At 33.9% G+C, this 26226-nt stretch carries 24 protein-coding genes; 13 read left to right on the top strand and 11 right to left on the bottom strand.

Translation table 11 applies throughout. The annotated features are described in order from the left end of the window. Positions 1-34: 34 nt before the first annotated feature. Positions 35-1189: a branched-chain amino acid transport system II carrier protein gene (locus H7355_RS09590; RefSeq protein ID WP_186646904.1), complete on the top strand. Its 1155-nt coding sequence runs from the start codon at positions 35-37 to the stop codon at positions 1187-1189. A gap of 785 nt (positions 1190-1974) precedes the next feature. Here H7355_RS09590 and H7355_RS09585 read toward each other — a convergent pair. Next, entirely contained in the window at positions 1975-3516 is a 1542-nt protein-coding gene (locus tag H7355_RS09585; protein ID WP_186646902.1) for an ATP-binding protein, read from the bottom strand. 377 nt (positions 3517-3893) lie between these two features. Here H7355_RS09585 and ccoN point away from each other — a divergent pair, with 377 nt between their 5' ends. From ccoN to H7355_RS09570, 3 genes are read left to right on the top strand one after another with little or no spacing between them, the layout of a single operon-like run. Beyond that, complete coding sequence (gene ccoN / locus H7355_RS09580; protein ID WP_186646900.1) at positions 3894-6041, top strand: cytochrome-c oxidase, cbb3-type subunit I; 2148 nt, start codon at positions 3894-3896, stop codon at positions 6039-6041. Then, a complete protein-coding gene (locus H7355_RS09575; protein ID WP_186646898.1) occupies positions 6038-6196 on the top strand; it encodes a hypothetical protein in 159 nt (52 codons plus the stop codon). The genes ccoN and H7355_RS09575 overlap by 4 nt, the downstream gene beginning before the upstream one ends. Further along, on the top strand, positions 6186-6761 hold the full coding sequence (locus H7355_RS09570; RefSeq protein WP_186646896.1) for a cytochrome c: 576 nt from the start codon (positions 6186-6188) through the stop codon (positions 6759-6761). Before H7355_RS09575 ends, H7355_RS09570 begins: the two co-directional genes overlap by 11 nt. Here the strand turns inward: H7355_RS09570 and H7355_RS09565 are convergent. After that, on the bottom strand, positions 6758-7435 hold the full coding sequence (locus tag H7355_RS09565; RefSeq protein WP_186646894.1) for a sulfite exporter TauE/SafE family protein: 678 nt from the start codon (positions 7433-7435) through the stop codon (positions 6758-6760). The genes H7355_RS09570 and H7355_RS09565 overlap by 4 nt on opposite strands. Here H7355_RS09565 and H7355_RS09560 point away from each other — a divergent pair. From H7355_RS09560 to H7355_RS09550, 3 genes are read left to right on the top strand one after another with little or no spacing between them, the layout of a single operon-like run. Then, positions 7416-9869 (top strand): heavy metal translocating P-type ATPase, encoded by a 2454-nt coding sequence (locus H7355_RS09560; RefSeq protein WP_186646892.1) that lies wholly within the window; start codon positions 7416-7418, stop codon positions 9867-9869. The two genes, H7355_RS09565 and H7355_RS09560, sit on opposite strands and share 20 nt — an antisense overlap. Next, positions 9857-10042, top strand: a complete 186-nt coding sequence (gene ccoS / locus H7355_RS09555; protein ID WP_186646890.1) for a cbb3-type cytochrome oxidase assembly protein CcoS — start codon at positions 9857-9859, stop codon at positions 10040-10042. Before H7355_RS09560 ends, ccoS begins: the two co-directional genes overlap by 13 nt. Before the next feature lie 30 nt (positions 10043-10072). Further along, positions 10073-10453, top strand: a complete 381-nt coding sequence (locus H7355_RS09550; RefSeq protein WP_130609916.1) for a response regulator — start codon at positions 10073-10075, stop codon at positions 10451-10453. Here H7355_RS09550 and H7355_RS09545 read toward each other — a convergent pair. Next, positions 10445-10747, bottom strand: a complete 303-nt coding sequence (locus H7355_RS09545; RefSeq protein ID WP_186646888.1) for a rhodanese-like domain-containing protein — start codon at positions 10745-10747, stop codon at positions 10445-10447. The genes H7355_RS09550 and H7355_RS09545 overlap by 9 nt on opposite strands. A 145-nt stretch (positions 10748-10892) precedes the next feature. Here H7355_RS09545 and H7355_RS09540 point away from each other — a divergent pair, with 145 nt between their 5' ends. From H7355_RS09540 to H7355_RS09525, 4 genes are read left to right on the top strand one after another with little or no spacing between them, the layout of a single operon-like run. Next, positions 10893-12566, top strand: coding sequence for an ABC1 kinase family protein (locus H7355_RS09540; RefSeq protein WP_186646886.1), 1674 nt, complete (start codon positions 10893-10895; stop codon positions 12564-12566). 24 nt (positions 12567-12590) lie between these two features. Then, on the top strand, positions 12591-12992 hold the full coding sequence (locus tag H7355_RS09535; RefSeq protein ID WP_186646884.1) for a hypothetical protein: 402 nt from the start codon (positions 12591-12593) through the stop codon (positions 12990-12992). A 60-nt stretch (positions 12993-13052) separates the two neighbouring features. Beyond that, entirely contained in the window at positions 13053-13574 is a 522-nt protein-coding gene (locus H7355_RS09530; protein ID WP_186646882.1) for a hypothetical protein, read from the top strand. A gap of 15 nt (positions 13575-13589) precedes the next feature. Then, positions 13590-13943: a histidine triad nucleotide-binding protein gene (locus H7355_RS09525; protein WP_390808416.1), complete on the top strand. Its 354-nt coding sequence runs from the start codon at positions 13590-13592 to the stop codon at positions 13941-13943. Positions 13944-13953: 10 nt separating this feature from the next. On the opposite strand, the gene H7355_RS09520 is transcribed toward H7355_RS09525, so the two are convergent. Genes H7355_RS09520 through H7355_RS09510 form a run of 3 tightly spaced genes read right to left on the bottom strand, consistent with a single transcriptional unit; the run spans position 13954 to position 17927 of the window. Continuing rightward, complete coding sequence (locus tag H7355_RS09520) at positions 13954-15228, bottom strand: vitamin K epoxide reductase family protein (protein WP_186646876.1); 1275 nt, start codon at positions 15226-15228, stop codon at positions 13954-13956. Between the two features lie 21 nt (positions 15229-15249). Further along, positions 15250-16044 carry a deoxyribose-phosphate aldolase gene (deoC, locus tag H7355_RS09515; RefSeq protein WP_186646874.1) on the bottom strand — a complete coding sequence of 265 codons (795 nt, stop codon included), beginning with the start codon at positions 16042-16044 and terminating at the stop codon, positions 15250-15252. Continuing rightward, complete coding sequence (locus tag H7355_RS09510; protein ID WP_186646872.1) at positions 16020-17927, bottom strand: hypothetical protein; 1908 nt, start codon at positions 17925-17927, stop codon at positions 16020-16022. The genes deoC and H7355_RS09510 overlap by 25 nt, the downstream gene beginning before the upstream one ends. Positions 17928-18052: 125 nt before the next feature. Here H7355_RS09510 and H7355_RS09505 point away from each other — a divergent pair, with 125 nt between their 5' ends. Next, the gene (locus H7355_RS09505) at positions 18053-18376 is read left to right on the top strand and encodes a hypothetical protein (RefSeq protein ID WP_186646871.1); all 324 of its coding nucleotides are present in this window, start codon (positions 18053-18055) and stop codon (positions 18374-18376) included. Between the two features lie 10 nt (positions 18377-18386). On the opposite strand, the gene H7355_RS09500 is transcribed toward H7355_RS09505, so the two are convergent. After that, positions 18387-19355 carry a lysophospholipid acyltransferase family protein gene (locus H7355_RS09500; protein ID WP_186646869.1) on the bottom strand — a complete coding sequence of 323 codons (969 nt, stop codon included), beginning with the start codon at positions 19353-19355 and terminating at the stop codon, positions 18387-18389. Positions 19356-19420: 65 nt separating this feature from the next. Here H7355_RS09500 and H7355_RS09495 point away from each other — a divergent pair, with 65 nt between their 5' ends. Beyond that, positions 19421-19762, top strand: a complete 342-nt coding sequence (locus H7355_RS09495) for a hypothetical protein (protein WP_186646864.1) — start codon at positions 19421-19423, stop codon at positions 19760-19762. On the opposite strand, the gene H7355_RS09490 is transcribed toward H7355_RS09495, so the two are convergent. The 4 genes from H7355_RS09490 to H7355_RS09475 all read right to left on the bottom strand — a co-directional run bounded on the left by H7355_RS09490 (position 19759) and on the right by H7355_RS09475 (position 25969). Then, the gene (locus H7355_RS09490; protein WP_286190796.1) at positions 19759-20601 is read right to left on the bottom strand and encodes a fatty acid desaturase family protein; all 843 of its coding nucleotides are present in this window, start codon (positions 20599-20601) and stop codon (positions 19759-19761) included. The genes H7355_RS09495 and H7355_RS09490 overlap by 4 nt on opposite strands. Before the next feature lie 254 nt (positions 20602-20855). Next, positions 20856-22232, bottom strand: coding sequence for a flagellar hook protein FlgE (locus tag H7355_RS09485; protein ID WP_186646860.1), 1377 nt, complete (start codon positions 22230-22232; stop codon positions 20856-20858). A gap of 32 nt (positions 22233-22264) precedes the next feature. After that, positions 22265-23731 (bottom strand): flagellar hook assembly protein FlgD, encoded by a 1467-nt coding sequence (locus H7355_RS09480; RefSeq protein ID WP_186646859.1) that lies wholly within the window; start codon positions 23729-23731, stop codon positions 22265-22267. A 39-nt stretch (positions 23732-23770) separates the two neighbouring features. Further along, positions 23771-25969, bottom strand: coding sequence for a flagellar hook-length control protein FliK (locus H7355_RS09475; RefSeq protein WP_186646858.1), 2199 nt, complete (start codon positions 25967-25969; stop codon positions 23771-23773). Positions 25970-26226: the final 257 nt, after the last annotated feature.

Raw genomic sequence — 26226 nt, 5'->3', positions numbered from 1 at the left:
TTGGCTAGTCATCCAGTTCTTTGGAGATTTTATCATGTCTGCTCAAGTTAGATCGGTTGCAAAAATCAAAATATTTATAGCGGGTTTTGCAGCATTTGCAATGTTTTTTGGCTCTGGAAATCTCGTGTTTCCACTCCTTTTAGGAAGTAAGAGTCCAACTAATTGGTTTTATTCCTCATTAGGACTTGCAATTACGGGTGTTTTGGTCCCATTTTTAGGTCTCGTCGCAATGACATGTTTAAAAGGCTCACAAGATGCTTTTTTCCGTTGGCTTGGAAAAGTAGCAGGATGGATTATTCCTTTCTTAATCCTTTTACTTATAGGCCCATTTGGCGTCATTCCCCGCTGTATTGCAGTGGGCTATGGTGCATGGCAATCTTTTTCAGAACAAACTCCTCTTTGGTTATTTGCCTTGGGGTGTGTAGCTGTTATATGGCTTGCAACCTTTAGTAATCGCAAACTTGTTGATGTTGTTGGAAAATACTTTACACCTTTTAAATTGGGTGCATTGGCAATCGTGATCGGTGGTTCATTTTATTTCGCTATAACCTCGCAACAGGGTATAGTGAGCAGTTCTGCAGCTGTTTCACCAGCAACTTCATTTAAGGAAAGCTTTTTTGAAGGTTATCACACTATGGATCTTATGGCTGCGCTCTTTTTTGGAGTGAGTCTCGTTCATTATTTCAAAGCAAAAGAAAATGATATTATTCCATTTAAACCGACATTAATTGCAATGGCAATTGGAATGTTTTTATTATTTGTCGTTTATATGGCACTTGTTTATTTAGGTGCAGCATACTCTAGTCAAATATCTCATCTCCCCGCTACACAAATGCTGCCAGAAATTGCTAGTATTGCTTTGGGCGAAACATCTGATTATTTAATTTCATTCACTTTAGTCGTATCTTGTTTAACGACCGCTGTGGCATTGACTGCTGTGTCAGTTGATTTTATTTGTGAAAAAGTTGCTTTTTTACGAGAAAAGCGTCAGCTAACACTTGTTCTATGTCTAATTGTTACATTTATAATAGCAATGACTGGATTTACAGGAATTATGTCACTCATGGCGCCAATTTTATCCTGGCTATATCCATTTGTCATTGGACTCACAATTTTAAATATCGCTGTTCATTTTTATAAAATCCGAAAATCTTCTAAATTAGATCATAGATCTAAAAAAGCAGCTTAGTTTTTTCTTTCATATAAAATAAGTTCAATTAAGTTTTGTTTTAAGAATTTCGTTTTATGTATGATTAAATATTTTAATAAACATTATCCAAAATATTTTTGCTAATTTTCTGTCTCATATTGCTAGATAACTCTAATTTAAAAATTTTTTTGACTAATTTATTCTCCATATTATTAGAGTTTTTTAGTTAAAGATATGAGCAGTTATAGCATGATTGATATCTTCAGAATTGTGTACAGCTAATTATTAACTCCTGAAAATGGTTTGAAAAAAGTTTATATATTGGGAGATAACAATTTTTCGCTTTTTATATGCAATAATTTGCCAAATAGACTTTTAGTCCAGGATAAATCTGGATTTGTAGTTTATCTGTTATCAATAATATCACATTAATTTTTTTTGTTTTCTTTTAAAAACCAAGTTAAGTTTATAAATTCAGCTTGATTTTGTTTATTTTAAAAGCATTTTGTGTTTATCAATAAACTTGTGATAGTGCACAATAATTATACTTGAGTTAAGACGATTTATAAACAAAATTATTAAATTAAAGTCTTTCTTGACAATTTTTATGAATTGCTTTAATAATCGAGTTCAGCATGAAATGCTATTTATTATTGATGAAATGATATGACATAAAATTATTTTTAATATGGCACTCTGTGTCTGAGAAGTTTAATTTTTATTAATCTAATGTTTTACAATGACTGGGGTAAATAGTTTTTCATGCTTTTTTGATGTCTTTTATATATTTAATTACCCAAAAAAACGTTTTAAATTAACTACATTTAAAAAACATTTTCAGTAAACATTTTATTGAGAACTCTATAACTTAGAACGGAATGGATAAAATGCTCTGATTCTTTCAATTCTGGAAAGAGTAAGTTGAAATAAAATATAAGTTCTATGATTTTTATTTGCCCTCTATTCGAAAGGCTTTGAAATTCAGGATACGCTTGAATATTTGGATCATGCCAAAGATTTACTTCCTGCTTTAATTTTGCACTTAAGTCCTGTCTCTGTAATTCTACAAATTTTTTGCTTAGTGCATGTGTGCCTTCTTTTTTAAGTACTTTTATGAGATATTTAGAAAAAATATCTAAGTTATTTTCTTCAATATGATTTTCAGCCCATAGTTGAATAGAAAAGCGATCAAGCAATGGGCCACTGAGTTTTTGCAAATACCTTTTGCTGTCACTTGGATTGCAACGACAAGGCCGCTTGCGTGAGAAAAGATAACCACACCCACAGGGGTTGGTTGTGGCACACAGTTGAAATTTTGCGGGATAGGTGATGTGTCCACCAGAGCGCGCAAGACTCACTTGTCCAGAGTCGAGAGGTTCTCTGAGAGATTCTAGGCTTGTACGAGAGAATTCAGCCAATTCATCTAGGAACAAGATGCCATGATGGGCGAGTGATGCTTCACCTGGTTTGAGCATTTGCCCACCAACGAGAGCTGCTGAACTCGCAGAGTGATGCGGTGCACGAAAGGGTCTGTCGTTTTGAATATCGCAAGGATGGATAAGTTTGACTTCAATTTGTTCTTTTTCAGTCAGAGGGGAAAGAAAGTTAATAATTTTATTAAGTGAAAAACTCTTACCCACCCCTGGCTCCCCTGCAATTAAAATATGGGATCGGCTTAAAGCTGCAATGAGAATGGCGACACAAATTTTGGGATTTTTTGCTAATACATTTATATTATTTGATACTTTTTTCACGGATAAAAAACTTGAATTTTCCTTATGCTGAAAATTTGTAGGCGCATGATTCGTGTGTCTTTTTTCAGATTTGTTTGTTTTCCGGGCTGCAATCCATTCACTGAGGGATCTATAGAAAATTAAGTTTTGTGTAGGAGTTAATAATTGGTTTTCCTTATTAGTATAAGGTAAACAAAAAGTTGTTTGTTCTTTGCTCATGGAATGCAGAGCTGCAAAATAGACTAATGGATTTTCTATTGCTTTTAAATGTCCAGACAGTGAAATTTCTCCAGCTAGAAATTCATTTTCTGGTTGTAAAAGTTTTGCTCCTTTTTTATTGTCTTGGAATAATGCATATATAATTGAGGCAGCGACCGGGAAATCCAACTGAGATGCTGGTGTGCGAGCTAATTTGAGTGAACTTGCTGGACTAATATTCACAACAACTCTACGTGCTGGTATAGGTATGCCAATGCACTCTAATGCAGAGCGAATGCGCTCACGCATATCTCTCGTAATGTCTGGGCTGAGCCCTAAAATATTAAGACCTGAATAACCGCTGCCGACAACGGTTTCTATTTCAACCTGAATGACTTTAACTCCTACAAGAGTGCATGAATATGTTTTAGCCAATGAAAACCTCTTGAATAAAATATATTTAATTTGATTAAAACCGATCAGAAAATCAGTTGGAAAATAAAATTTACCACTTTCGAATCAATTTAAATAAGCCGATCATTTTTTGAGCAAAAAGTAAAAATTTGTTCATTTTTTTGTTTTTAATTTAATAGAAAAAAATCAATAATTTTTTAAAATTGTAAAAATTGGTAAGTTATTAAAAAACAATTGAGAATGATTCTCAATAATAATGTCATATTTTCGTCAGCTCTGACAATAATAAGTCAAACATAATTTCCCAGTTACCTTGAAATATATTTTTAAATAATTAAATATAATATCGATATTGTATTTTTCTTTTTATTGATTAAAAAGAGTTGTAGGAGTTGCGGATGAGTTTAGAACGGTTTCGATACAATGATGATATTGTTAAGAAGTTTATAATAGCGACAATCATTTGGGGCATTGTCGGAATGTTAGTTGGAGTTATAATAGCAATCCAACTTTTTTTTCGGCCATTTAATTTTGACATACCATGGTTAACATTTGGTAGATTACGGCCTCTTCATACAAATGCAATTATTTTTGCTTTCTGTTTAAATGGTGTTTTTGCAGGAATATATCATTCATCTCAACGTCTGTTAAAAACGAGAATGTATAGCGATTTTTTATCAAAGGTACATTTTTGGGGTTGGCAGCTCATTATTGTTTTAGCTGCGATCACTCTTCCTTTGGGTATCAGCACATCAAAAGAATATGCAGAACTTGAATGGCCAATAGCAATTTTAATTACCCTCGTTTGGGTCGTTTTTGCTTTTAATTATTTTATGACTATTGCTGTTCGTCGTGAAAAAGTTTTGTATGTCTCTATCTGGTTTTATATAGCAACTATTATTTCAATTGCATTATTGCATATTGTAAATCATATTTCTCTACCAGTATCACTTTTTAAGAGCTATTCAGCTTATTCGGGTGTGCGTGATGCCCTCGTGCAATGGTGGTATGGTCACAATGCTGTTGCCTTTGTTCTAACTACACCTTTCTTAGGAATGGGTTATTATTATATTCCAAAATTAGTCAATCGGCCTATTTATTCTTATCGCCTTTCTATACTTCACTTTTGGTCGCTTATATTTATTTATATGTGGGCAGGTCCGCACCATCTCCAATACACTGCTCTTCCAGAATGGCTGCAATCTTTGGGCGTTGTTTTTTCTGTCATGCTAATCGCGCCATCTTGGGGAGGTGGGATTAACTTTATTTTAACAATTAAAAGCGCTTGGAAAGAAATGAAGGATCATCCTTCCATTAAATTCTTTTTAGCTGCAATTATATTTTATCTTATCGCAACATTAGAAGGTCCTATTCTTTCTTTTAAAGATATCAATCGTGTTGCACATTACACCGATTGGATCATTGCCCATGTTCATGGCGGAGCTTTAGGCTGGAATGGTTACCTTATCTTTGCCATGCTTTATTGGCTGGTTCCTAATATATATAAAACCACCCTTTATCGTAAAGAATTAGCAAATGTGCATTTCTGGGTGTCTTTTATTGGTATACTTGTTTATATTGTACCTATGTGGATAGCTGGTATTTATTTAGGATTCGCTCGGGAAAGCATTACGGATGGTGTGTTAACTTATCCAAATTATATGGAAATGGCTAAAGCAATTTTACCATATCACTATATCCGTGCTATTGGTGGCAGTTTATATTTAATTGGTTTTATCGTTGGCTCTTATATTTTATTTAAAACAATTCGTTTGGCGGGTAAGGTACCAGATACCGAAGCAGAAGCGGTACCATTTTCAAATATCGAGCACAATAAAACCACTTTTGGTTCATTACAAAAAGCAGCAGAAAATTTAGGTCTCGTAATGGGAATGCTATCTTTAATTGCTGTTTCAGTCGGTGGAATTATTCAAATCCTTCCGATTTTAATTTCACATTCAACCGAAGAAAGAATTCCTACTCTTAAACCTTATTCTCCACTTGAATTGGAAGGTCGCGATATCTATATCCGTGAAGGTTGTAGCAATTGTCACTCGCAAATGGTTAGAACATTTAAAGAAGAAGTTATGCGCTATGGTCCTTATTCTAAGGCTGGTGAATTTGAATATGACTTCCCGCATCTTTGGGGATCTAAACAAACAGGTCCGGATTTACATCGGCTGGGTAAAAAATATGGTGATTTGTGGCATTATAATCATATGATGGATCCAACCACAATGACTCCTGACAGCACTATGCCTAAATATGATTGGCTTGCAAAAGATCTTTTAAATACTTCTTATACAAGCGACAAAATGAAAGTCATGGCTAAATTGGGTGTTCCCTATTCTGCTGAAGAAATCGAAAATGCAAATGCTCTATTGATTAAACAAGCAGAAGAAATCCAAAAAGGTCTGGTCTCGCAGGGAGTTAATATCAGCTCACAATCCGAAATGATTGCGCTGATTGCATATCTGCAAAGGCTTGGTGTCGACGGAAATACATTTGAACAATCCCAAAAAAATAAAGAGGAAAGTAAAAAATGATACGTGAGCTTGCCTCGGATCATTCAGATGTATTTCTCACTGCAATTGTATTTGGGGGAACATTTTTACTTTATATAATTTGGATGATTTGGACTTCAATTTTAAGTAAAAAATATATAAAACATTGTGGAGATTTGCCAAAAAATGACGACTGAGAATGAAGATAAAAAAAATAAAAAAGAAGCAAAATTTTTAGAGCATGATTTCGATGGTATTAAAGAACTCGACAATCCAATTCCGCTTTGGTTCCATTGTATTTTCTTCGGTACTATTATTTTTGCTGCTGCTTATTTATTATATTATCAAGTTTATAAAGGTGGCGGCACAATTAAAAAAGATTATCTCATATCTATGGGGCAAGATAGCCCTGAAAAGGCCGGTGGGGATGCTCCATTCGATTATAAAAACTTTCTTAAGGATGCTGAAAAAATAGAGAATGGAAAGAAAATATATGCCTCAAACTGTGCTTCTTGTCATGGTATGAGCGGGCAAGGCACCGTAGGTCCAAATCTGACGGATGATTATTGGATAGCAGGCGACACTTATGCTGACGTTCAAAAGATAATAGAAGACGGAGAACCTGCAAAGGGTATGCCTGGCTGGAAAGCAATTTTAGGTGAGAAGAAAATTCAAGACCTCGTTCTTTATATTGCTTCCATTCAAGGAACCAATCCTCCAGGAGCTAAAAAGCCTGAAGGGAAACCCGGTAAATTGCATTAATGGCAATTTACCTTATGTTCTGTGGGCTGTTCATGTGAATGATTAAAGAAGTCTTTAAAAACACCTCCTCGCATAAGTGCAAAAATAGCAACAATTAAAAGTAATAATATTGAAACATATTTTGCAATATGAACATTTTTTCGAGTCAGGAAAATAAAGACACCTTTACCACCAATAAGAACTGGTGAGGTTACGATTGAAAATGTCAGCATTCCAAGGCCGCTGATAACGGGGTTAGCATATGAAATACACATAAGTATAGCTGCATATAAAAATCCACACGGTAGTAAAGCAGTGACAATTCCAAGAGTTGCTGAATAAGATAAGGGGGAGTATTTCATTAATTTATTTAAGATTTTTTGTGAAATTATAGACTGATCAAAGGATGATTTTTTAAGAAGGTAACAGATTTGAAGTAGAGAGACGATTGCTACTATCCAAGCGATTTTTCTAGCAGATAAACCTAAGAACTTTTCAAAAAAGAACAATCCAAAAAATCCAGATAAAACACCGATAGTTGTGTAAGAAAACAACCGAAACATGAAATATTGCCAAGTCTTTTTATGACATGTGGCAACCATTGGAGAACACATTCCTAGGCAGTGGAGAGATCCAGAAAAGCCAAAGATGGCGACCGATGATAAAGGAACGATAATGTCTAAAAATTCACTCATAAAAAAAGACTCCCAATATGAACAAAACAATATATTAATAACACAAAATAGAAGTGATCAAGAAATAAATTTAGAAAATAAATTGCCTGAATTTTGTCTTCACTGCCAAAATTCTTTGGATAAAAAAAGAGTAAATTATTCTTTCTGTTGTAAGGGATGCTATTCAGTTTTTTATTTTTTAAAAGCGCAAGACTTAAACAAATATTATGAAATTATGAAGCTCGTTGGTGAGCAACCGACGCAAGCGCAAGATTTTAATGAGTCACACTTCTCAATTTTTCGCGACAATAATTTAAACTCCATATTTAAATACAAAGTCGATAAATGGGCATTTTTTGTGCCTGAAATTAAGTGTGCAGCCTGTATCTGGTTAATTGAGAAAATTCTTTCTAGAGACTCTAATATTTCAGATATATCAGTCAATTTAATAGATAGAACTGTGAGTTTTTCTTTTATTAATAAAGATGAAAAGTCGCTTGAAAAAGCTGCTCGCATGTTGATATCTGCTGGATACGATGTATTACCGCTCCCTTTTTTATCTTCAAAAGAATTTCGCTCAAACTATGAAAAAGAGCGAATAAAAGATATTGCTATATCTGGTTTTGCCTTTGGAAATGTTATGATTTTTGCTGTAAGTTCATATTTGGGAGCTTACTTTGGGATTGATAATAATATCAATAAACTTTTTATTATTTTAAGTATGATTATTTCGGTTCCTACAGTTGTATATGCAGGTAGAAGTTTCTTTTATAATTCTTACAGAGCATTTAAAAATAAACTTGTTCATATTGATATGACTATTTCTTTTGCACTTATTATTTCTTTAATTGTGAGTATTTATGAAACTTTATTGGATTCTGGTAAGGTTTATTATGATACAATTACTGGCTTGATTTTTTTATTACTCGTTGGTCGATATTTTCATGAAAAATCGTTAAATAAAGCTAAAGAACTTGGAGAGTCGATTAAAAATATTTTACCTATTGAAGCTTATTCAATAAAAAAAGGTGATATATTTACTGTACCGGTAGGTAAAGAGTTTTTAGCTGATGGTAGAATTATTGAAGGAGAAACTGAAGTTAATGAAGCATCATTAACAGGTGAAGAGTTTCCTGTTTTTAAAAGCGTATCAGATCATGTCCTCGCAGGTTCACAAAATATTTTAAAACCTGTGAAAGTAATTGCTGAAAAAACAGGATCTGAAACTTGGATTTCATCGCTTGAGAATTTAATTCAGAATGCAAAATCGAGAAAATCACAAATTGAATCTGTAATGGAAAAAATTCTGCCCTATTTTACTTATTTAACAATTTTAACAGCTTTCTTAGCTTTTATTGTCTGGTTTTTTATTGATAAAACAAAATCTTTAGATGTATTTGTTGCTATTCTCATTATATCTTGTCCCTGTGCATTGGCATTGGCAACTCCTCTCACAATGTCATCTGCATTAAAAAGACTTTGGGAAAAAGGTGTGATAGTAAAAAGTTCAGACACACTCGAAACAATTTCAAAAATAGACACGATTATTTTTGATAAAACAGGGACTTTAACTGAAGGCAATTTATCCATTAAAAATCACATTTTTATGCAAAGTGGTTTATCAGAAATAACTGAGAAAAATGTTTTAAATATTATTGCGCATGTGGCAAAAAATTCTTTACATCTTGTCTCAAAATCAATTGCACAAACATATTTAACAGATGATTTACAAATTGAATTGATAAATATAGAAGAGTTTCCTGGAAAAGGTATTCAAGCTTTTGTAAATGGAAAAGAAATAAAAATCGGAAAGCAAAATTTTGTTGGCTGCGAAGATTTTGATGAAACAGATGATTATTGTGCCTATGCAAAATATGATAATTTAATTGTAAAATTTATTTTGTCAGAAACGATTAGACCCGATGGAAAAGAGTTTATTCAATATTTGAAAAGAAAAAAAATTGAAACTTATATTTTATCTGGTGACAGAAATAAATCTGTACAAAAAATTGCTTCTGCATTGATGATCAAGCAAGAAAATTGTTATTCAACGCTATTACCTAACGAAAAACTTGATTTTTTGGAACACTTACAAAAAGACAAGAAATGTGTTTTGGCAATTGGTGACGGTGTAAATGATGCTGCTATGTTAGCCAAAGCTCATGTGGGAATTGCTGCGCACGGAGGAGTCGACGTCGCATTGCATTCTGCAGATATTTTTTTACGTAAGCATGAAATGAGCTTATTAAAAAAGACTTTTGATTATTGCAAATATATAAAGCAGACTTTAATTATTTTATTTGCAGTAAGTTTATTTTATAATATAATCGTAGTTTTCTTAGCAGCATTTGGCTTTGTTAATCCATTATTTGCAGCATTGTTTATGCCGTTTTCTTCTTTAACAGTTTATTTAATAGTTTTTTTTCGTAAAGGAGATAAAATATGGCAATTATAATGTATTTAGCAATATTTATGCTGATTATTGGAGGAGCTTTTTTAACTGTTTTTCTTTTTGCTGTAAAAAATGGCCAGTTTGAAGATTTGAAAACGCCTGCGCATAAAATCTTACTGGATGATACAGTTGAGGATCCCCCCCCTAAAGTAGAAATAAAAAATACCGAAAAGTAGATCTAGAATTCTTTCGGCTTGAGGTCCTCAATGGCAAAAACTATTTTGATAGTGGATGATGCATTAACCGTGCGAAATCTTGCAAAATATGCCCTATCTAAAGGTGGTTACAATATATTGGAAGCAGAAGATGGCTCCGTGGGATTAGCGGTGACACGCTCAAACACAGTGGATCTGATTATTTCAGATCTCAATATGCCTAAAATGAATGGTCTTGAAATGGCAAAAGCGATTAAGTCCGATCCAAAAACTCAAAATATTCCAATTTTTATGCTTTCGACAGTGGCAAGCCAAGAAGTCGCTCAGCAGGGCAAAGAAATAGGTATCATGGTATGGATTGTAAAGCCCTTTGTTCCAGATAAACTGTTAGCTGCGGTGAAAAAAGTTCTTGAAGGTATCCCCTTAAAATAATTCTTTTAACTCCTCGTAACCCCCTGGACTGGCATACCTTGTTTTTTTAAATCCTTTGTGAGTCAAAAACATTTCAGCTTTTTCTGCTCTCCCCCCCGATTTGCAATAGATAAAAACCTCGTTGTCAGAAGGAATTTCTAAATATCTAAACTCAAGGTCGGCTATTGGTATGTGTAAGCACCCAGGGAGGGAACCACTTTTCACTTCATCAATATTTCGTACATCCAATAAAGTAGTCTTATTTTTATCTGCACTTTTATACATTTGAGCAAACTCTCTGCAATTTATTTTCATACAAGCCTCGTTTGTGATTAAATTTAAAGCAGTATTATTTCGTGCTGCAAATCAAATTCCTTAGATAATAAATTACCAGTGTACTATAAATGAATCGAGGTATGTGATCGAAAAAATCCCTCATGTTGAAAATTGGGAGGTCTCTATGCCATCAAGCATATTACAAAAATTTAGAAATATTGGGAGACTTACCCATATTGTTAATATTTTAGCGCGTTATGGATTTAAAAGAGAGATTCAAAGAACTGAGTTAGGTGATCTCATTCAAAACCAGACGAATGACTCAACACTACATGACCAGCACATGAACACTTCACATTCTATTGCTAAGCGATTGGCAATGGCCTTTGAAGAATTGGGTCCAACATTTGTAAAATTAGCACAAATCCTAGCAGCGAGAGAGGATCTTTTACCTAAAAATTTTGTTGAAGAATTTAAAAGATTGCATGATAGAGTCAAACCTCTACCGAAAGAAGTGGTTGAAAAATGTTTATTAGATGAGTTTTCTGAAGATATATTAGCTGAAATTGAAGATTTCGATTATGTGCCAATTGGTTCAGCGAGTATAGGTCAAGTGCACAGAGCCTTGTTAAAAGACGGACGGCATGTGGTTTTTAAAATCCAACGGCCTGATATCAATATTATTATTTCAAATGACTTAGCGATTTTGATGACCATAGCTTCTATTTTGGAAACAGCTATGCCTGAGTTAAGACTTTTACGACCAACTGTTATTATTGAGGAACTCCGGCGTTCTTTGCTCAATGAATTGGATTATTTGCGCGAAGCTTCTAACACTGAAAGAATGCGTGCATTTTTTAAGGATCATAAAAATATAGAAATTCCACAGATATTTTATAAGTATTGTACTTCAAAAATTCTCTGTATGAGTGAAATAAAGGGCACAAAACTCACTGGTAAATTAGAAAATAAAAATACAAAATCATTAGCCCGTCTTGGGGTAGAAGCTTTTCTTGACATGACATTTAAATTTGGAGTTTTTCATGGTGATTTGCACCCAGGTAACTTCATTTTGATGGACGATGGGAAATTAGCAATTATTGATTTTGGACTCACAGTGCGACTCAAAAGAGACATACGGAATACTATGGCTTTTATGTTTTATTCCCTGTCAAAACAAGATATTGAAACCTGTGCTCGCTTATTTATAGATTTGACTGAAAATGATGATTTGACCTCAAATGATCAATTAGAATCTGAAATTACAGAAATATTGGATAATATCATCACTCTCCCCGCACAGGAGATGCATTTAGGAAAAGTGCTTATGCGTATTGCAAAAGTATCTGCACGCAAAGGAGCACCACTTGAAAGAGAATTGATCCTCTTCTTCCGAGCTTTGATCGCTCTTGAGAATTTTGGTCGCAGCATGGATGCAAAATTTCAAATTCTAGAGTTTTCTACTGAATATGCAGAAAAAAATGCATTATTTCATTTCGATAAAAAATGGTTCGAACGCAATATAAGTTTAGCAATGCATGATTCTGGGGCATTTATTAAGGATTTACCTATTACTTTAAGAATTCTTGCAAAAAAGTTGCAAACAGGCTCTCTCGCCTTTCAGTTTAAGAGTGAAGATATTATATTTTTGACTCGTGAAATCGATCGGGCATCAAATAGATTAAGCTTAGCAATATTAATTGGTTCTATTGTCTTAGGCAGTAGTATTGCTACTTATGGAAAACAAGGTAGACTGTACGACTCCTTAGCCACATTTGGTTTGATTGGCTTTGGCATAGCTTCGGTCTTAGGCCTTTGGCTTATTTTGGGCATCATTCGTTCAGGACGATTTAAGTAGAGAGATATGCTTCAAGAATTTTGTGTGGACATATGGTTTTGTTACGGTAGTTTCTCCTATGGATTTGAAAGTGAAATTCATGATTTTGGAGAGAACGAATTGGCATTGTCGTTGCAAACGCAAAATGAAGAGCAGGGTGCGCAGATAGACTCTTTCTTCGAGCAAGTGGTGGATAAACCTAAAGGTTTACTGAGAGTTGAGTTGCGTGTATATGGACCTGAAAAGGTTTTTAAACGCCATAAGATTTCAGGACCTGTGCATCTGTTTACAGATATCGTTCCAAAACAAATCCCCTATGAGGGAAAATCTCCGCTGTTAAAGTTTGTTTCAGTCAAAGGTATTTCTCCCACCAACACAGAATATTGGCATAAACTCGTCCGTCAAATTTGGAATCAAAGGCAACAAAAAGCTTCACAAAAAAGTTAGTATGGAAATACAATGATGCTTTTTTAAAATTGCATTCTTTCTAAGCTCGGAGGTTATGCCTTGCGGCGGAAAATAATTTATTCCATAGTTTTTTTTATAACATTTATTAATACCATATTTATTTGTTCAAGTTTAAAAGCTGATTCTGGACACGATCAACCTTCACATGAAGTTAAGAAGGTGAATGGGGAAGAAGTCTACGAACCAAAAAGTGATGAAAATACACTTAAAAAAATGACTCTACCTGAAGAGAAAAAAGGCGAGAAAAAAGAAGAGAAAAAAACAGAAAAGAAAGAGATGGAGAAAAAGGATCCACATGGCACAATGGTAAATACTCAGACGAATATGGAAAAACCGAATGAGCACTCTTCGGAAAGTATGAAAAAAGAAGCAAATCATACAAAAGAAGCAATGAAAGAAAGTGAAGCAAATAAAAAAGAAATGAATGAAAAAGAAATGGCAAAGAGCACTAAGTTAACAAACTTTGAAGAAGAGCCTTTCGATATTTATAGACCAAAAGGATATATTTGGTTTGCTGCAGTTTTTGTGATACTTCTCTTTGTGATATTTGTATTCACCTAATTTTCTGTGCGAGATATCACAATGAGTCAAAAAACAATTTTTGAAAAAATATTACAAGGAGAAATTCCTTGTAAACCTATCTATGAAGATGAGTATACTTTAGCGTTTAATGATATAAGTCCTCAAGCACCCGTGCATGTTCTGGTTATTCCAAAAACAAAAATAGTGAATGTTGCGCAAGCAAATGAAAACGATATTGATCAAATGGGAAGAGTCTTGTTTGCTGCGAAAAAAGTTGCAGAATTAACAGGAATTTCTCAGTCAGGTTATCGTCTTGTTTTTAATAATGGCCAAGATGGCGGACAAACGGTTTATTATATGCATTGCCATGTATTAGGTGGGCGCTCTCTTGCTTGGCCGCCAGGCTGAGAGAGTTTTTTTAAAGTAAACGTTTGAACGCTTCGACAAATGCTGAAAATGAATGATCACCCGTATATTCTACACCATTTATATATATAAGTGGTGTCCCTTTAATATTTAAATCATTGGCAATTTTTGCATCGTCTTTTATTTTTTGTAATTCAACATGACTTTGAATACATTGGGAAAATTGAACGTCATCTATCCCAAGGGCTACAGCTTCTTTCTTTAATCCATTTATAGAAAAACTTTCGCTTCTCTGTGCATCGGACCAAAATTGAGCAGAAAAGCCCCATGATTTAAATTCCCAAAATTTACCCTGCTGTCCTGCACAACGGGTTGCTTCGGTGAGCATGCAGGTGAATTCATAGGGGCCTTCTGATTGCATAAATGGATTGCATTTATTGCTCAAAGGAAAAAAGCGGTAAACATATAAAACATTATTTAAACCAACGATGTCTTGAGCTTTCAAAATTGCTTCTGTTGCTATTCGACAGTGAGGACAGCCATAATCGGAAAACATTTGAATAATGACTTTTGCAGAGTCGCTTCCTCTCCGATAATCTTCACCATTACCTACAAAATTTGTTTTATTAAATGACATAACTGCCTTAATTGCATTATTTGTTTCTGCTGTAGGTATGTTACTTTGTTCTGGCTTTTTTTCAGTATTTACTTTGGAAGCAACCGCTGGTTTTTTAAAATGTTCAGCCATAATATTGCCAATTAAACCTGCCGCTAAGGGAGGCAAACCAAAGCATAAAGAAACAGCGAGAAAACGTGTGAGAGCATCGGGTTGTGATCTTTTTGTTTCATTTTTTAAATTTAAATATTGCTTGATTTTTATAAGAGCATAAACAGCCGTTGTAATATGAATAACTGTGCAAGTTGGACATGTTATTTTAATAATATTATATGAAATATATGCTAACACAATTGAAGTGATTAAACCCACTAAGCCTAAAGCAAGTTCAAGAGAAGCAAGCCATTTGTGATTGATATTAGCGATTCTTGGCATAATAGCAGCCGAAAAAAGGATGGCAAAATAGGTCATCCCAAATGCTCCTAGAGGAATAGCTGCAAACTCTCCATAGGAGCTGCCGATCACATCGGAACAGCTGATTTTTGCATTGATATCGCACACAGAAGTGCTTGAAGAGTTCAGTATGAGTTCTAAATGAATTATAAGAGAATAGAGTGAAGCGGCAAAGCCAATAATACTGATTATAATTGAAACAGGACTAAATTTTTTTAAAAAATGGGAATCGCTCTGACTTTTATTGATATTTTCCATTACAAAATCCTATAATAAAAATTAATAATTATTTACATTCGTTTTATCTTGGAGGATGGCAACTCCTCCACTCGTGCCAAGTCGGGTTGCACCTAATTGAATAAATTTGTATGCATCTTTTAAAGATCTAACTCCCCCACTTGCTTTGATACCAAGAATAACTCCTGTTTCTTTTTGGTGAGTTTCTAATGCATTTTTAATAATTTTTATATCTTCTACTGATACCCCTCTATGTGAAAAACCTGTCGATGTTTTAATTATATGAATTCCGCATTTAGCGGCTAAAAATGTACATTTATATATTTCTTCGCTAGTTAATAAAGCCGTTTCTAATATAACTTTCGTTACTTTATTTTGTGCAGCTTTAGCAAGTGCAAGAAATTCATTTTCTAACGAAATAAAATCACCATTTTTTACAAAAGTGATGTTTTGGACAAAATCAATTTCATCGGCACCTTTCTGAAGGGCAAAATCAATTTCTTTAACTTTTGCATCCGTTGTTGAATATCCTAAGGGAAAAGAAACAACCGTGCATAATTTTGTTTTTTCATTTTTGTTGATCGAGTTTTGGAAAATATCTTTTGCATAGCTAAGATATGACTGAGGAAGGCAAATACTTTTAAATTGATGCTCAATTGCTTCGTTACAGAGAAGGTCAATCTGAGTTTTTACAAGATCAGCTTTTAAAAGAGTGGAATCGATCAATTCTGCTAAGTAAGTGGGATTTTTTGTGGCTAAAAAGTTATCTCGTGCTTTATAATCTTTTTCGACCTCAGCATGACTGTATTTTATCATTTTTGCAGCTCCATATGGCATATTCCATCGCCTAGAGTATCAATACAATAATCGCGGGTGATCATAAGTGGTAAAGTATTTTTAGAGCCAGTAAGAAAATCAGGTAAATAATCTTCTCCCCAGGCTATCCATCTAACTGAAAAAGATCCTTTTTCATTCGTGACATCTTCGATACTCTGTGAATATGCTTTTGAAATATCACCACGATCTAAAATCCAACGACGATGAATTTTACCATTAATATACATTTCTACAATATTTGTCGAATTCCAAGGAGGAATAACAATTCGAAAACGGAACCTTTGCTGAATAAAACTGGTTAGAACTCCACCGTTGTTCGTAATGGGCAAAGGTTCAAAAATTTTAATTAAAGTGCCATTCGATGCTTGGACATTCGACATACTTAAAAAATCTTCACCTAAATTTTGCTTCGTAAATTTTGTAAAAACTGAAAAAGGAACTGCGCCATGGGCAAGGTTTTTTTCTCCAACTGCTCCCAAGGGAATTCCGTTTATATCAATGTCTTTAGGATAATTTTGCACAGAACTAATATAATTTGAAGATATTATTGAATTTACTCCTAAATAATACTGTTCTAAACTTTGTTTATTTAATTTGTCAAAGTTTAAAACATTATATATTTTTCTTAATATACTTGTTAATTTATTGCTTGAATTTTGAAATATAAATTGAAATTCTTTTTGATAATTAGATTGCTCTTCTTCTTTATAATAATCATTTCTTTTATTTAATGGTGAAGTTACAAGAAAATTATTTGGAAATGAAAAAGCCCATTGTTGAAAATGAATAGAATCTAAAATTGAAAATGGGTAAAATGTGGGATCAAAATAAAAGTTTTGTCCTTCATTTTCAAAAATATCGTCTTCTGTTTGTCCTTCATTTGGAAAGCAAGTGAAATCATAATCTTCGTCTGGTTTGAGTTCAACGCTTTTTAGACAAACCATTTTATTTTTACGAAAAATAGCAATCTGATAAGTTGAGGTTTCAAGTTTAACTTTAAAAGGAGTGTTTCCAATCAGAATAGATGTTTGCATATATTCATCCACACCCATTTTTTTGGATTGAAAATTTCCTGAAAGATATAAGTCATTGTTTATTTTTGTTGCTATAAAAAAACCGCCTTCGTTATATTTATCTTTTAAATTGGTCCAGACATTGGCCGAAAGACTCCGTCCTATGCGAATGATATCTCCTGCATAAATGCCATCAACTCTTTGTGGAACAATGGAAAGATATGAGTTTTCCGAAAAGGGCACAGATTGCAGAGAGGCATTTGGCAGTGCGTCTTTTTCATTGCGTAATTGTCCAAAACCAGTTGAAATACGATAATTTTTCTGTGAAATAAAACATTTTGCTTGTCCATATATATTTAATTTTAGAATTGCAAATGGACGTAAGGTTTCTGAATTGAGAAGAAAGAAAACCTCACCTGCATCTTTGCTTGGATCCGCACTGTCTGAGCTGAAATTCACAAGTTTGAGAGGACCTTTTTGAGAGTTTTTTTCTTCGTTGAGTGGGTCATTGATAAAACTACATGACCCCTCTGCAGGTGGGAGCACTGGGTCATCTTTTTCTTGCCAAAATGCGCTGAGAAAATCAGATTGCTGCATAATGATATTTTCTTTAATAGGAAGGACCAGTGGGGTCCAAGCAAATCCATTCACGATATAAGGGTTAAGGTCTTGATATGTAAACTGTAAAGTATTGTTAGAGCTTTCAATCGAATAAAAAGGGCTTGAAATAGAATTGAGAGTTTTTTTGGGATCATTTTTCGTTATATTGCAGCTATTTAGAATCATAATCGGAAAAATGATCAGTGAAAATAGAGGATAGAAGTTTCGCAGTAAAAGCAAGAGCTTCAGTTGATTTTTAGTCTTTATCATATAGTTTATTGATCCATATCAAAGAATATTTTCTTTTTCTCGTTTAGCTTGCAAGACTTCAAGGTGGTGCTTGCCATCCAAGATCCCTTCTTACAAGAATTTTTCTAAATATTTATGAGGTACCTATGTTTATACGCAATAATTCTAAAATTTTACTTTCAAATGAGCAAGAAAGCGCTGCAGTGAAAGACTCAGTACACGCGCCTGTTTCTGATCTTGCGAATGGCGAGAGAATTGAAAATGGCATGCGTATCAAGACTTTACCTCCTAGCGTAATTAAAGATATCGAGCAAAAAAACATTGCGCGTCGACTTGCTGGTCTTTCCCCAATTCATGTTCGCGTCCGCCGCTGTTTAACATGTGGATCTATGTTTGAATCAGCTGGAAATAGAACCTGCGGGTGTTCAAGCCGTGCTGCTGGAACGATTGCAGGCAGAGAAATTATATAAGTTTTTGTATTTAATTGCTTGGTTCTCGCGACCATTTATTATAATCCCAACACCATTGACTTGGGTTGGTTTGAATTTCTTTTTCGACCCAAGCAACAAAATTTGATAATTCAAGAGCAGTTTCTCTTTCCCTTTCTTTTAATTCTGAGAAATTATATATTTCTGCCATATTCAATTCAGTTGTATTCGATATTTTATTGGATAAAACATTGCTTTTTAAGTGATTGTTTTGTCCAATTTTTAATTTAAGTGTGAGATATCCAGGGAATATTCTTTTCGCAGATGCATAGATCACAGGCATATTTTGATTTAAACACATCCTCAATCCTGAGGTCGGAAAGGCTGCATATTTCCCAAAAAACCGAATAAAGACACCACCTTTTTTTGCCTTTTGATCGGTCAGCATACAAACGGATGCTTTTTCATTATTAATTACATTTTCCATTTTGGTAAAAAGTTTATTGTCCGTCCATATCATGTCAAATCCAGGTCTTTTTCTATACCATTCTAATATTTTATTTGTCAGCTGTGATTTGGTTGGTTGAGCAAGTGCATATATTTTTGTTTTTAAAGTTGCCTGATAGAGCTCAATAACTGGCAAAGCATACATTTCTACATTGGCCATATGTGGTAAAATAAATACGCAGCCTTTTTCTTGGCTCAGTGCATGTTTTTTTGTAATTAATGATTTTACTTCGCCTAATTGATCGTTGTCAGCAAAGATGCAGACATTCAAATTTAGGATATTAAAGATAAATGCTTCGATAAAATAATAAAAATAATTCAAGAATATTAGAGATATATAATAATTTGCTTGCAAGCCTCTGATTCCCAAGCGCTCTGAAAGATTCTGTTTAGCGATGCGTGTTGGAAAAATAGGTAATACTGTTAACAAAAAACAAAAAATAAACAGCAAAAGATAAATAGGGCTTAGTATAACATTAAGTAATATAAGGAAAATAATCTTTATTTTATTCATTTGATAAAGCCCTTGGCAAAAAATACCGACTGAATGAAGTCAATCGACCCACTTGGGAGCAGTCAATGATTCCACCGATCTTTGATCGCACACCTTATTATGTTGAATACTATAAAGATGGTGAGAAACAAACTATTCGTAGGGTTCCTCCCGTAAAACTTCATGACTATGCTATTGGTGACGAGGTTACCATTAATAGAAAGAAAGGTGATGATTGGGATAAGGGAGATGAGGTAGAAATTAAAGCAATAAACCCTAGGCAACCCAATACATTAACGATAAAAAAAGAGAATGAAGAGTACACATTTTTAACCTATGGAGACGCGGATTTAAAAAGCAAATCTGCTCAGCATTATATTGATGAAGGGCGGGATCCTTTTGGCAGTCAATATCTACTTTGGCCTTAGAATATATTATGTCTTCTTAATTTATAACTTTCATTTTTCTGCATAATTTCATTGTGTTTTTTTGCTAATTGATTTGTCGGAATCGTAGGATACAAATGATGTACTAAATGAAAACAGTCAGCACGGGGAAAGAAAATCCAATTGAGTATTGCGATGGAAAAAATATGATTGCGTGTTCTTTCCTCAGTGGCTTCTTTAAAATAAATAGCTCCGTGATCAAGATAATCTGATAAAAGTTTCATCATCTGGTAACTGGAAATATATGGAAGAATAATAAACAATAATAAATTCGAAAATCCGATAGCTAAGCCAAGCAAAAATAAATAGATTAAATAATAAAAAGTTTTTTTGTGTTTAAAATAAAGAATGCTCATTAAGTATTTGTTTGTTTTAAGTAATAAAAACCAATTTTTACAAGATAGTATTATCAATAAAATCCTAAAAAAATGTAGTTTATCATCTTTAAATATACCAATTTTTTTTCTTTCTTTAAAATCTTCATCCCGTTCAGGATCTCCTAAATAGCGATGATGAGAAAAATGATCTCTTTTATACGCATCGAAATCTGAGATATCTATGAAACATATTATTTTTCCTAACATTATATTATGTTTTCTTGAAGGAACAAAGGTGCTATGGGAACATTCATGAATGATATTTCCCAGTGCACGCATGCGTGTGCCAATAAAAAAAATGATTATTATACCCAAGAAAATTTTTACGATTATATTAGCATTAAAAATGTTAAATATATAAATAGATAAAAAAATCAAAAATAAATGAAAAAAAATGATAAAAATTCCAATAGTAATATGAGAGCAAGCTGTGCGAGAATACATATTTTTTTCATTTTTTTTCATACAATAAAACCAAGTTTAAGAACTCTTAAAATGTTAGAAGATCTTAAACTCTATTGCAAGAAAAGATTGCTAACTAAAGTACTGATAGCACCTCAATTTAGAAAATCAAATATTAAGCTAAGATATTTTATTATATTTAAAATATTATCATATATGATTGTTTTTACATGAGGTAATAACTCTGGCCATGTATTCATTTTTAAACACACGGCGCAGAATCTATTCAAATAAAATTATCTCTTAAGATTGATTATTTCTTCGAGCATTGTATCGGTGGTCGTGATTGCCTTTGAGTTTGCTTGGAAGCCACGTTGGGTTAAAATCATATCCACAAATTGTTGAGCCAAATCCACGTTTGATTCCTCTAAGCTCGCGGAATATATGCTTCCTCTGGAAGCGGTTTGTGGCAAACCTATGCGGGCTTCTCCAGCTTTTGGGGTAGTTATCCAGTTATTCCGTCCAACCTTTTGCAATCCATGATTGTTTGGAAAGGTCGCTAAGGCCATGGCACCAAGTCTTCTTTCAAGTCCATTTGTATAAGTCCCTCGGATCATACCATCGAGGTCAATTTTTATTGTTTTTAAATATCCTGCTTCATATCCATCCTGTGAGTGAAATGAAATACCTGAGCGAGCTGCAATACTGGTGGATCCTTGAGCACCTAATACTAAGTCTTCTTCAATCGTTGGCCCAAAGTTAAATTGCAGTTTTTGTGGACGTGCCCCATTGACGAATTGCACCTCAAAAGCATCTGTGCGGCTCACTATGTCTATACCAACCGGAAGTCCTGCTTTTGTTAAGAAGGGTAATATCGGCTTTCCATCTTCATCGAATTCAACTCTGCCTCTTGCTATAACAGCAGGTAAAACTTTTCCTCTTTGATTGCGTGGAGGATCGACTGAAACTTCTTGGCCATCGACAGTCGCATACCAATCCCAAGCATTTTTATCCTGTTCAGGTGATTTTACATAATATATTACTGCTTGGCGCCCATAGCCAAAGTTATCAAATATTGTCACTGCACTTGCAAAGTTCGATGTATCCAATGGACGTGAGAGGTCAAATTCATCAAGAGGGGGCTTTTCACGCACATCTAAGTTTGCCACAACATTTACTATGGAAGTAGCTCTTGGCGGGAGCACATTGCTGATGATTTGTAGATCTGTCATTTTGACAGATAAGCGATTGTTACTGTCGGGATCGGGCATAAAACCTTGCACACGGCTGCCCGTAGGATCTGTCAATTTGCCATCTCGGTCAAAACGAAAGCTGCCTTGACGGGTAAAAAACATTCCGTTCGATTCTTTCACTTCAGCCATTTCATTTTTAACGATAAAAAACCCTTCGCCTTGTACACTCAAGTCAGTGATTTGCCCGGTGTTTGTCAAAGCACCTTGATTAAAAAGAGTTGTGATATTTCTCAACCTAGAACCACGGCCTAATTGCGATCTTTCATTGAGCGTCACAGCGAACATGTCTTCAAATTCAGCTCTGTCTGTTTTAAATGATTTTGTGTTCGCATTGGCAATGTTGTTGGCAACGACTGACATTCCATCTGCATTTGACCCTAAACCGGAGACTGCACTAAATAAGGCATAATTTATTGGCATGACACGTGTCCTTTATCAATAAATAGAATTTATCAAATCGATCTGCCATTGATTCCAGCCACAGGCGGAGGCCCTCCGTAACGTTGTGGAGAAATTTGCGGAGGCAATTCACCGCTTTTATTCTGCAGAGCGGGGCGTGGAGCAGGACTATTTTGTGAGGCAAAAACCTCTTTAGGTCCTGAATTGTCAATGGGTTTTGGCGATTGACGTGGCATAAGGCGTTGAGGCTCACCATTGGTAGGTGGGCTTATATTCGCAACTTTTTGTGGGATCTGCGGAGGCATCATGCGTGGCTGCTCCGGCATAGGCTGTGGCTGATTGAGTGCATTTTGCATTTGCGGAGGCATCATGCGTGGCTGCTCCGGCATAGGCTGTGGCTGATTGAGTGCATTTTGTATTTGCGGAGGCATCATGCGTGGTTGCTCAGGCATAGGCTGTGGCTGATTGAGTGCATTTTGCATCTGTGGATGCATCAATTGTTCTTCCATTTGTGCAGGATTTAATTGTGTATTTTGTGTTAAATTTTGCGGATTATTTTTATTTAATGGATTTTCATTATTCAGGAGCGCGGGATCTTTACCTGTGCGCTGCGCATAAGGATTCATGGGTTTTGAGACCTTGAGCACTTCTTCAGGGTTGCGTATTGCGACAATTTTAGTTGGATCGGCTGAGCCTAAATTTGTATCTAATTTACCACCTGTTAATATATCGGTAATACCTTCTACATGAGCCACATATGAAAGTTTTGTTGATAAATGTTTACCTTCTTCGGTGGAGGCAAGGACGTTAAATGTATAATTACCGGGTTGTTGTGGAACCCCTTTGTCATTTAAACCATCCCAAGTTATTTTATGAGCTCCTACTTGCTTAGGTCCCATTGGAATACTTCTCACGAGTTTTGCTTGCTCATCTCTGATTTCGACGACCGTATTGCCAGCCGGTGTTTCTATTTCGAATTTTGCAGATGAAATTTTTCCATCAGCAGTGAGTTTTATTTTGTCACCTTGTAATTCTATATCTTTTCCTAAATATTGAGCGAGTTTTTCTGCTTTATTGTCATTCTGCATTTTTTTCATTTCAGTTAATACTTTATTAACGCCCATAAGCTGTTCTACTGTATTAAACTGAGCCATTTGTGAAGCCATCTCAAAATGTTCCATTGGTTTACTAGGGTCTTGGTATTTGAGTTGGGTTACGAGCAAATTTAAATAATCATCTCTCTCCAATTTATTTTTAGCTTTGTCTTGCTTTTTTCCTGTTACTTTTTCAAGTTGTTGCCTGAATTCTCGGTCTGTTTTATTTTCACCTAATTTAAAATCTCCTCCTGCAGCAGCTTTTTCTTTTTCAAGCTCTGCCTGTTTTTCAAAATTAGATTCAGAAATCATTCTTTCAAAGTTTGGAGAATCGTCTCCTTTTTCAACTTTCAAATTGCTTTCTTTTGGGGGTTCTACAGATCTATCTGGAATTTTAACAGGACCTTTAACATCGCCAATGAACATATTTGTCTCCATCATGAAATATTTACAATAATAAAATATTTAAGCTAAAACTTTAATAGATCCATTTGCACCACGTTGAATATTTGTTAATGAATTTTTTTCCACTTTTTTGAATTTATCGCTTAAATTGTTGTTATTTGCAGTTTGATAAGGATTTATTATTAAGTCATTGTCCTGATTTTGAAAGAACTTTTGATTGTTTTGATTCGAGAACGAATTTGAAAAATTTTGATTGGTATTTTGATTGCTTTGATTATTTTCTGAATTTTGTTTAAAGTTGTCGTTTGAGTTAAAATGCCCACCCGAGTTGAGATTGCTTTGGGATGATTTTTCAGTCGTGGAAACTTTTACATCAGTAAGCGTTATATTTTGTACTTCCATTGATTTCTTGAGTGCATCTGTTCCATTTTCTATAAATGTTTTCAATTCTTTACTTGAGGTCTTAATTTCTAAACTCACACTGCTATCTTTCTTCATTTGTATATTTAATTCAATTTGTCCTAACTTATCATCTTGTATACTCACTTTTGCGGTACCACCTCCACGCGCTTGAAGTTGAGTAGATAAATCAATAGCTTTCCTGGTTGCGGCACTTACAATTGGCAAAGAAAAGTCTGCATTGTTTTTATCTGATACAACGATTGGAGTTTTATCTTGAGCTGAAATTGTTTTTTCTAAAATTAGGGGTTTATCGTCAAAACTTTTTTTATCATCATTAAATTTTTCTTCTTTTTTAAATGAATTTTCAAAGTGTGACATTTGCATTGAAGATTCATTTCGTTTAAAATTGGAATCTTTTGGTGCTTCAATTTTGCCTTTATCAATTGGTAAATCTCTATTATCTTTTATTGTTAAATTATCTTCTTTCTTTGGAGTTACTTTAAGCTCAATATCAGATTTTTCAATTTTAGTATCGCTTTTTAAGTCTTTCTCATTTGTTATAGTATTGTTAGCTTTGTCGTCGAATTTCATGAGCAATGGGTCAACTTTACTATTTGTATCCTCTTTTTTTAATGGTGCTTTTAACTCTTCAGGAGTAGATTGAATAGTGATAAATTCTTCTATGTCATATTTATTATTATCATTTCTTTGATTTGGATTATTTGTTATAATTGTGGTAAGAGGAATTGTAATTTCAGTTTTTGTAAGCGGAATTTCGCTTGTTTTATTGTCAAGTAGATTAATAAAATAATTTAAAAAATTACTTTTATCCAAAGGCTTTTCAATTTGTCCATTTATTTTTCCAGTTGGTTTTTCAATAATTATATTTTCTTTTTCTTGAACCATATTTCTGCTAAAAACTTTATCATTTTTTTCGAGATTAATATCTGATTTAATGATGTTTTTTTGTTGGATCTCATTTGTTTTAATATTGGGTGATTTTTCTGAATTATCTATTATAATTTCGAATTTATTATTTACATTATTTGTTGCTGTATTATTATCTATCTTTGGAGTTGAAATAATTTCTTGATTTTTTTCATTCGGGATATTTTCTTCTTTGTCTTTGCTTTGAATGATTTCAACTTTTGTATTTGGAAAATAATCTTTTACTGCATTTCTGAGATCATCTATATTATGGCTGTTATTAATAATGAAAGTCGACTCTTCTGATGAATTTAAAGCCACAGAAATAAAATTATTTTTGTCTGAATTGCTTTTATCACCTGTAATGATCTTGTTTGTTTTTTCTTCTGAATAAAAACTTTCGTTTATCAATGTGGGTAAAATATTATCTTGCTTGCTAATAATCGGTGATCGATATGGGATGATAGTTTCTTCAACTTTCTCTAAAATGAATTGATTTTGATATAACAGACTCATTTCTGGTTTTTGCTGTAAAGCATTTATCATCTTAGAGGAATTTTGCTCAGTATCATACTTTGGTGCTATGACTTGAAAGTTATCTTCCTTTTGCATTGATGAAAAGAATAAATTTGGCAGAAAAGAAAAACTTGGGAAAATATCGTCCTCTTTTTTCTCTTTAGAATCTTCCTGTTTCATTGAACTTTGTTTTTGGGGATTTGCTGGAACATCTTTTTCACTTTTCTCATTTACTTCTGGTTTTGTATTGTCATCGTATGATTTATCTAAAATTTTTTTAAATGTCGGCATATCTTTTTCTGCGTTCAGGTTCTCCATTTTGGGTTTTTTTATCACGGTGACATCACCTGTATTCATTTGTGGCGGGCTTTGCTCCGGTAAAAAGAGATCTTTGCGCGCAAGTCCTGAAAGCATGAAGCCGCTCCTTATATTTTTATTCCAGAAATATTTAGCTTCTTACTAAGAACAATAGTTGATAATATTAATAAACTTGAGCTTAAAACTTGCATGATTTTATTTTTCTGGCTTAGGAAGTTCAGGCTCATTCTGTCAATTGTTTTGCAGGCTAAAATGGTACTGAGATTTATGCTTCATTTAAATGTTCTTTTTAAAAGAAGCATTCAGGCTGATTAGCAAGCTTTTCACCGCCTTTTTTGCCGTCTAAATATTTG

This window comes from Fluviispira vulneris (genome assembly GCF_014281055.1).
Taxonomy (GTDB): domain Bacteria; phylum Bdellovibrionota_B; class Oligoflexia; order Silvanigrellales; family Silvanigrellaceae; genus Silvanigrella; species Silvanigrella vulneris.
This window is presented reverse-complemented; position numbering and strand designations above follow the sequence as displayed.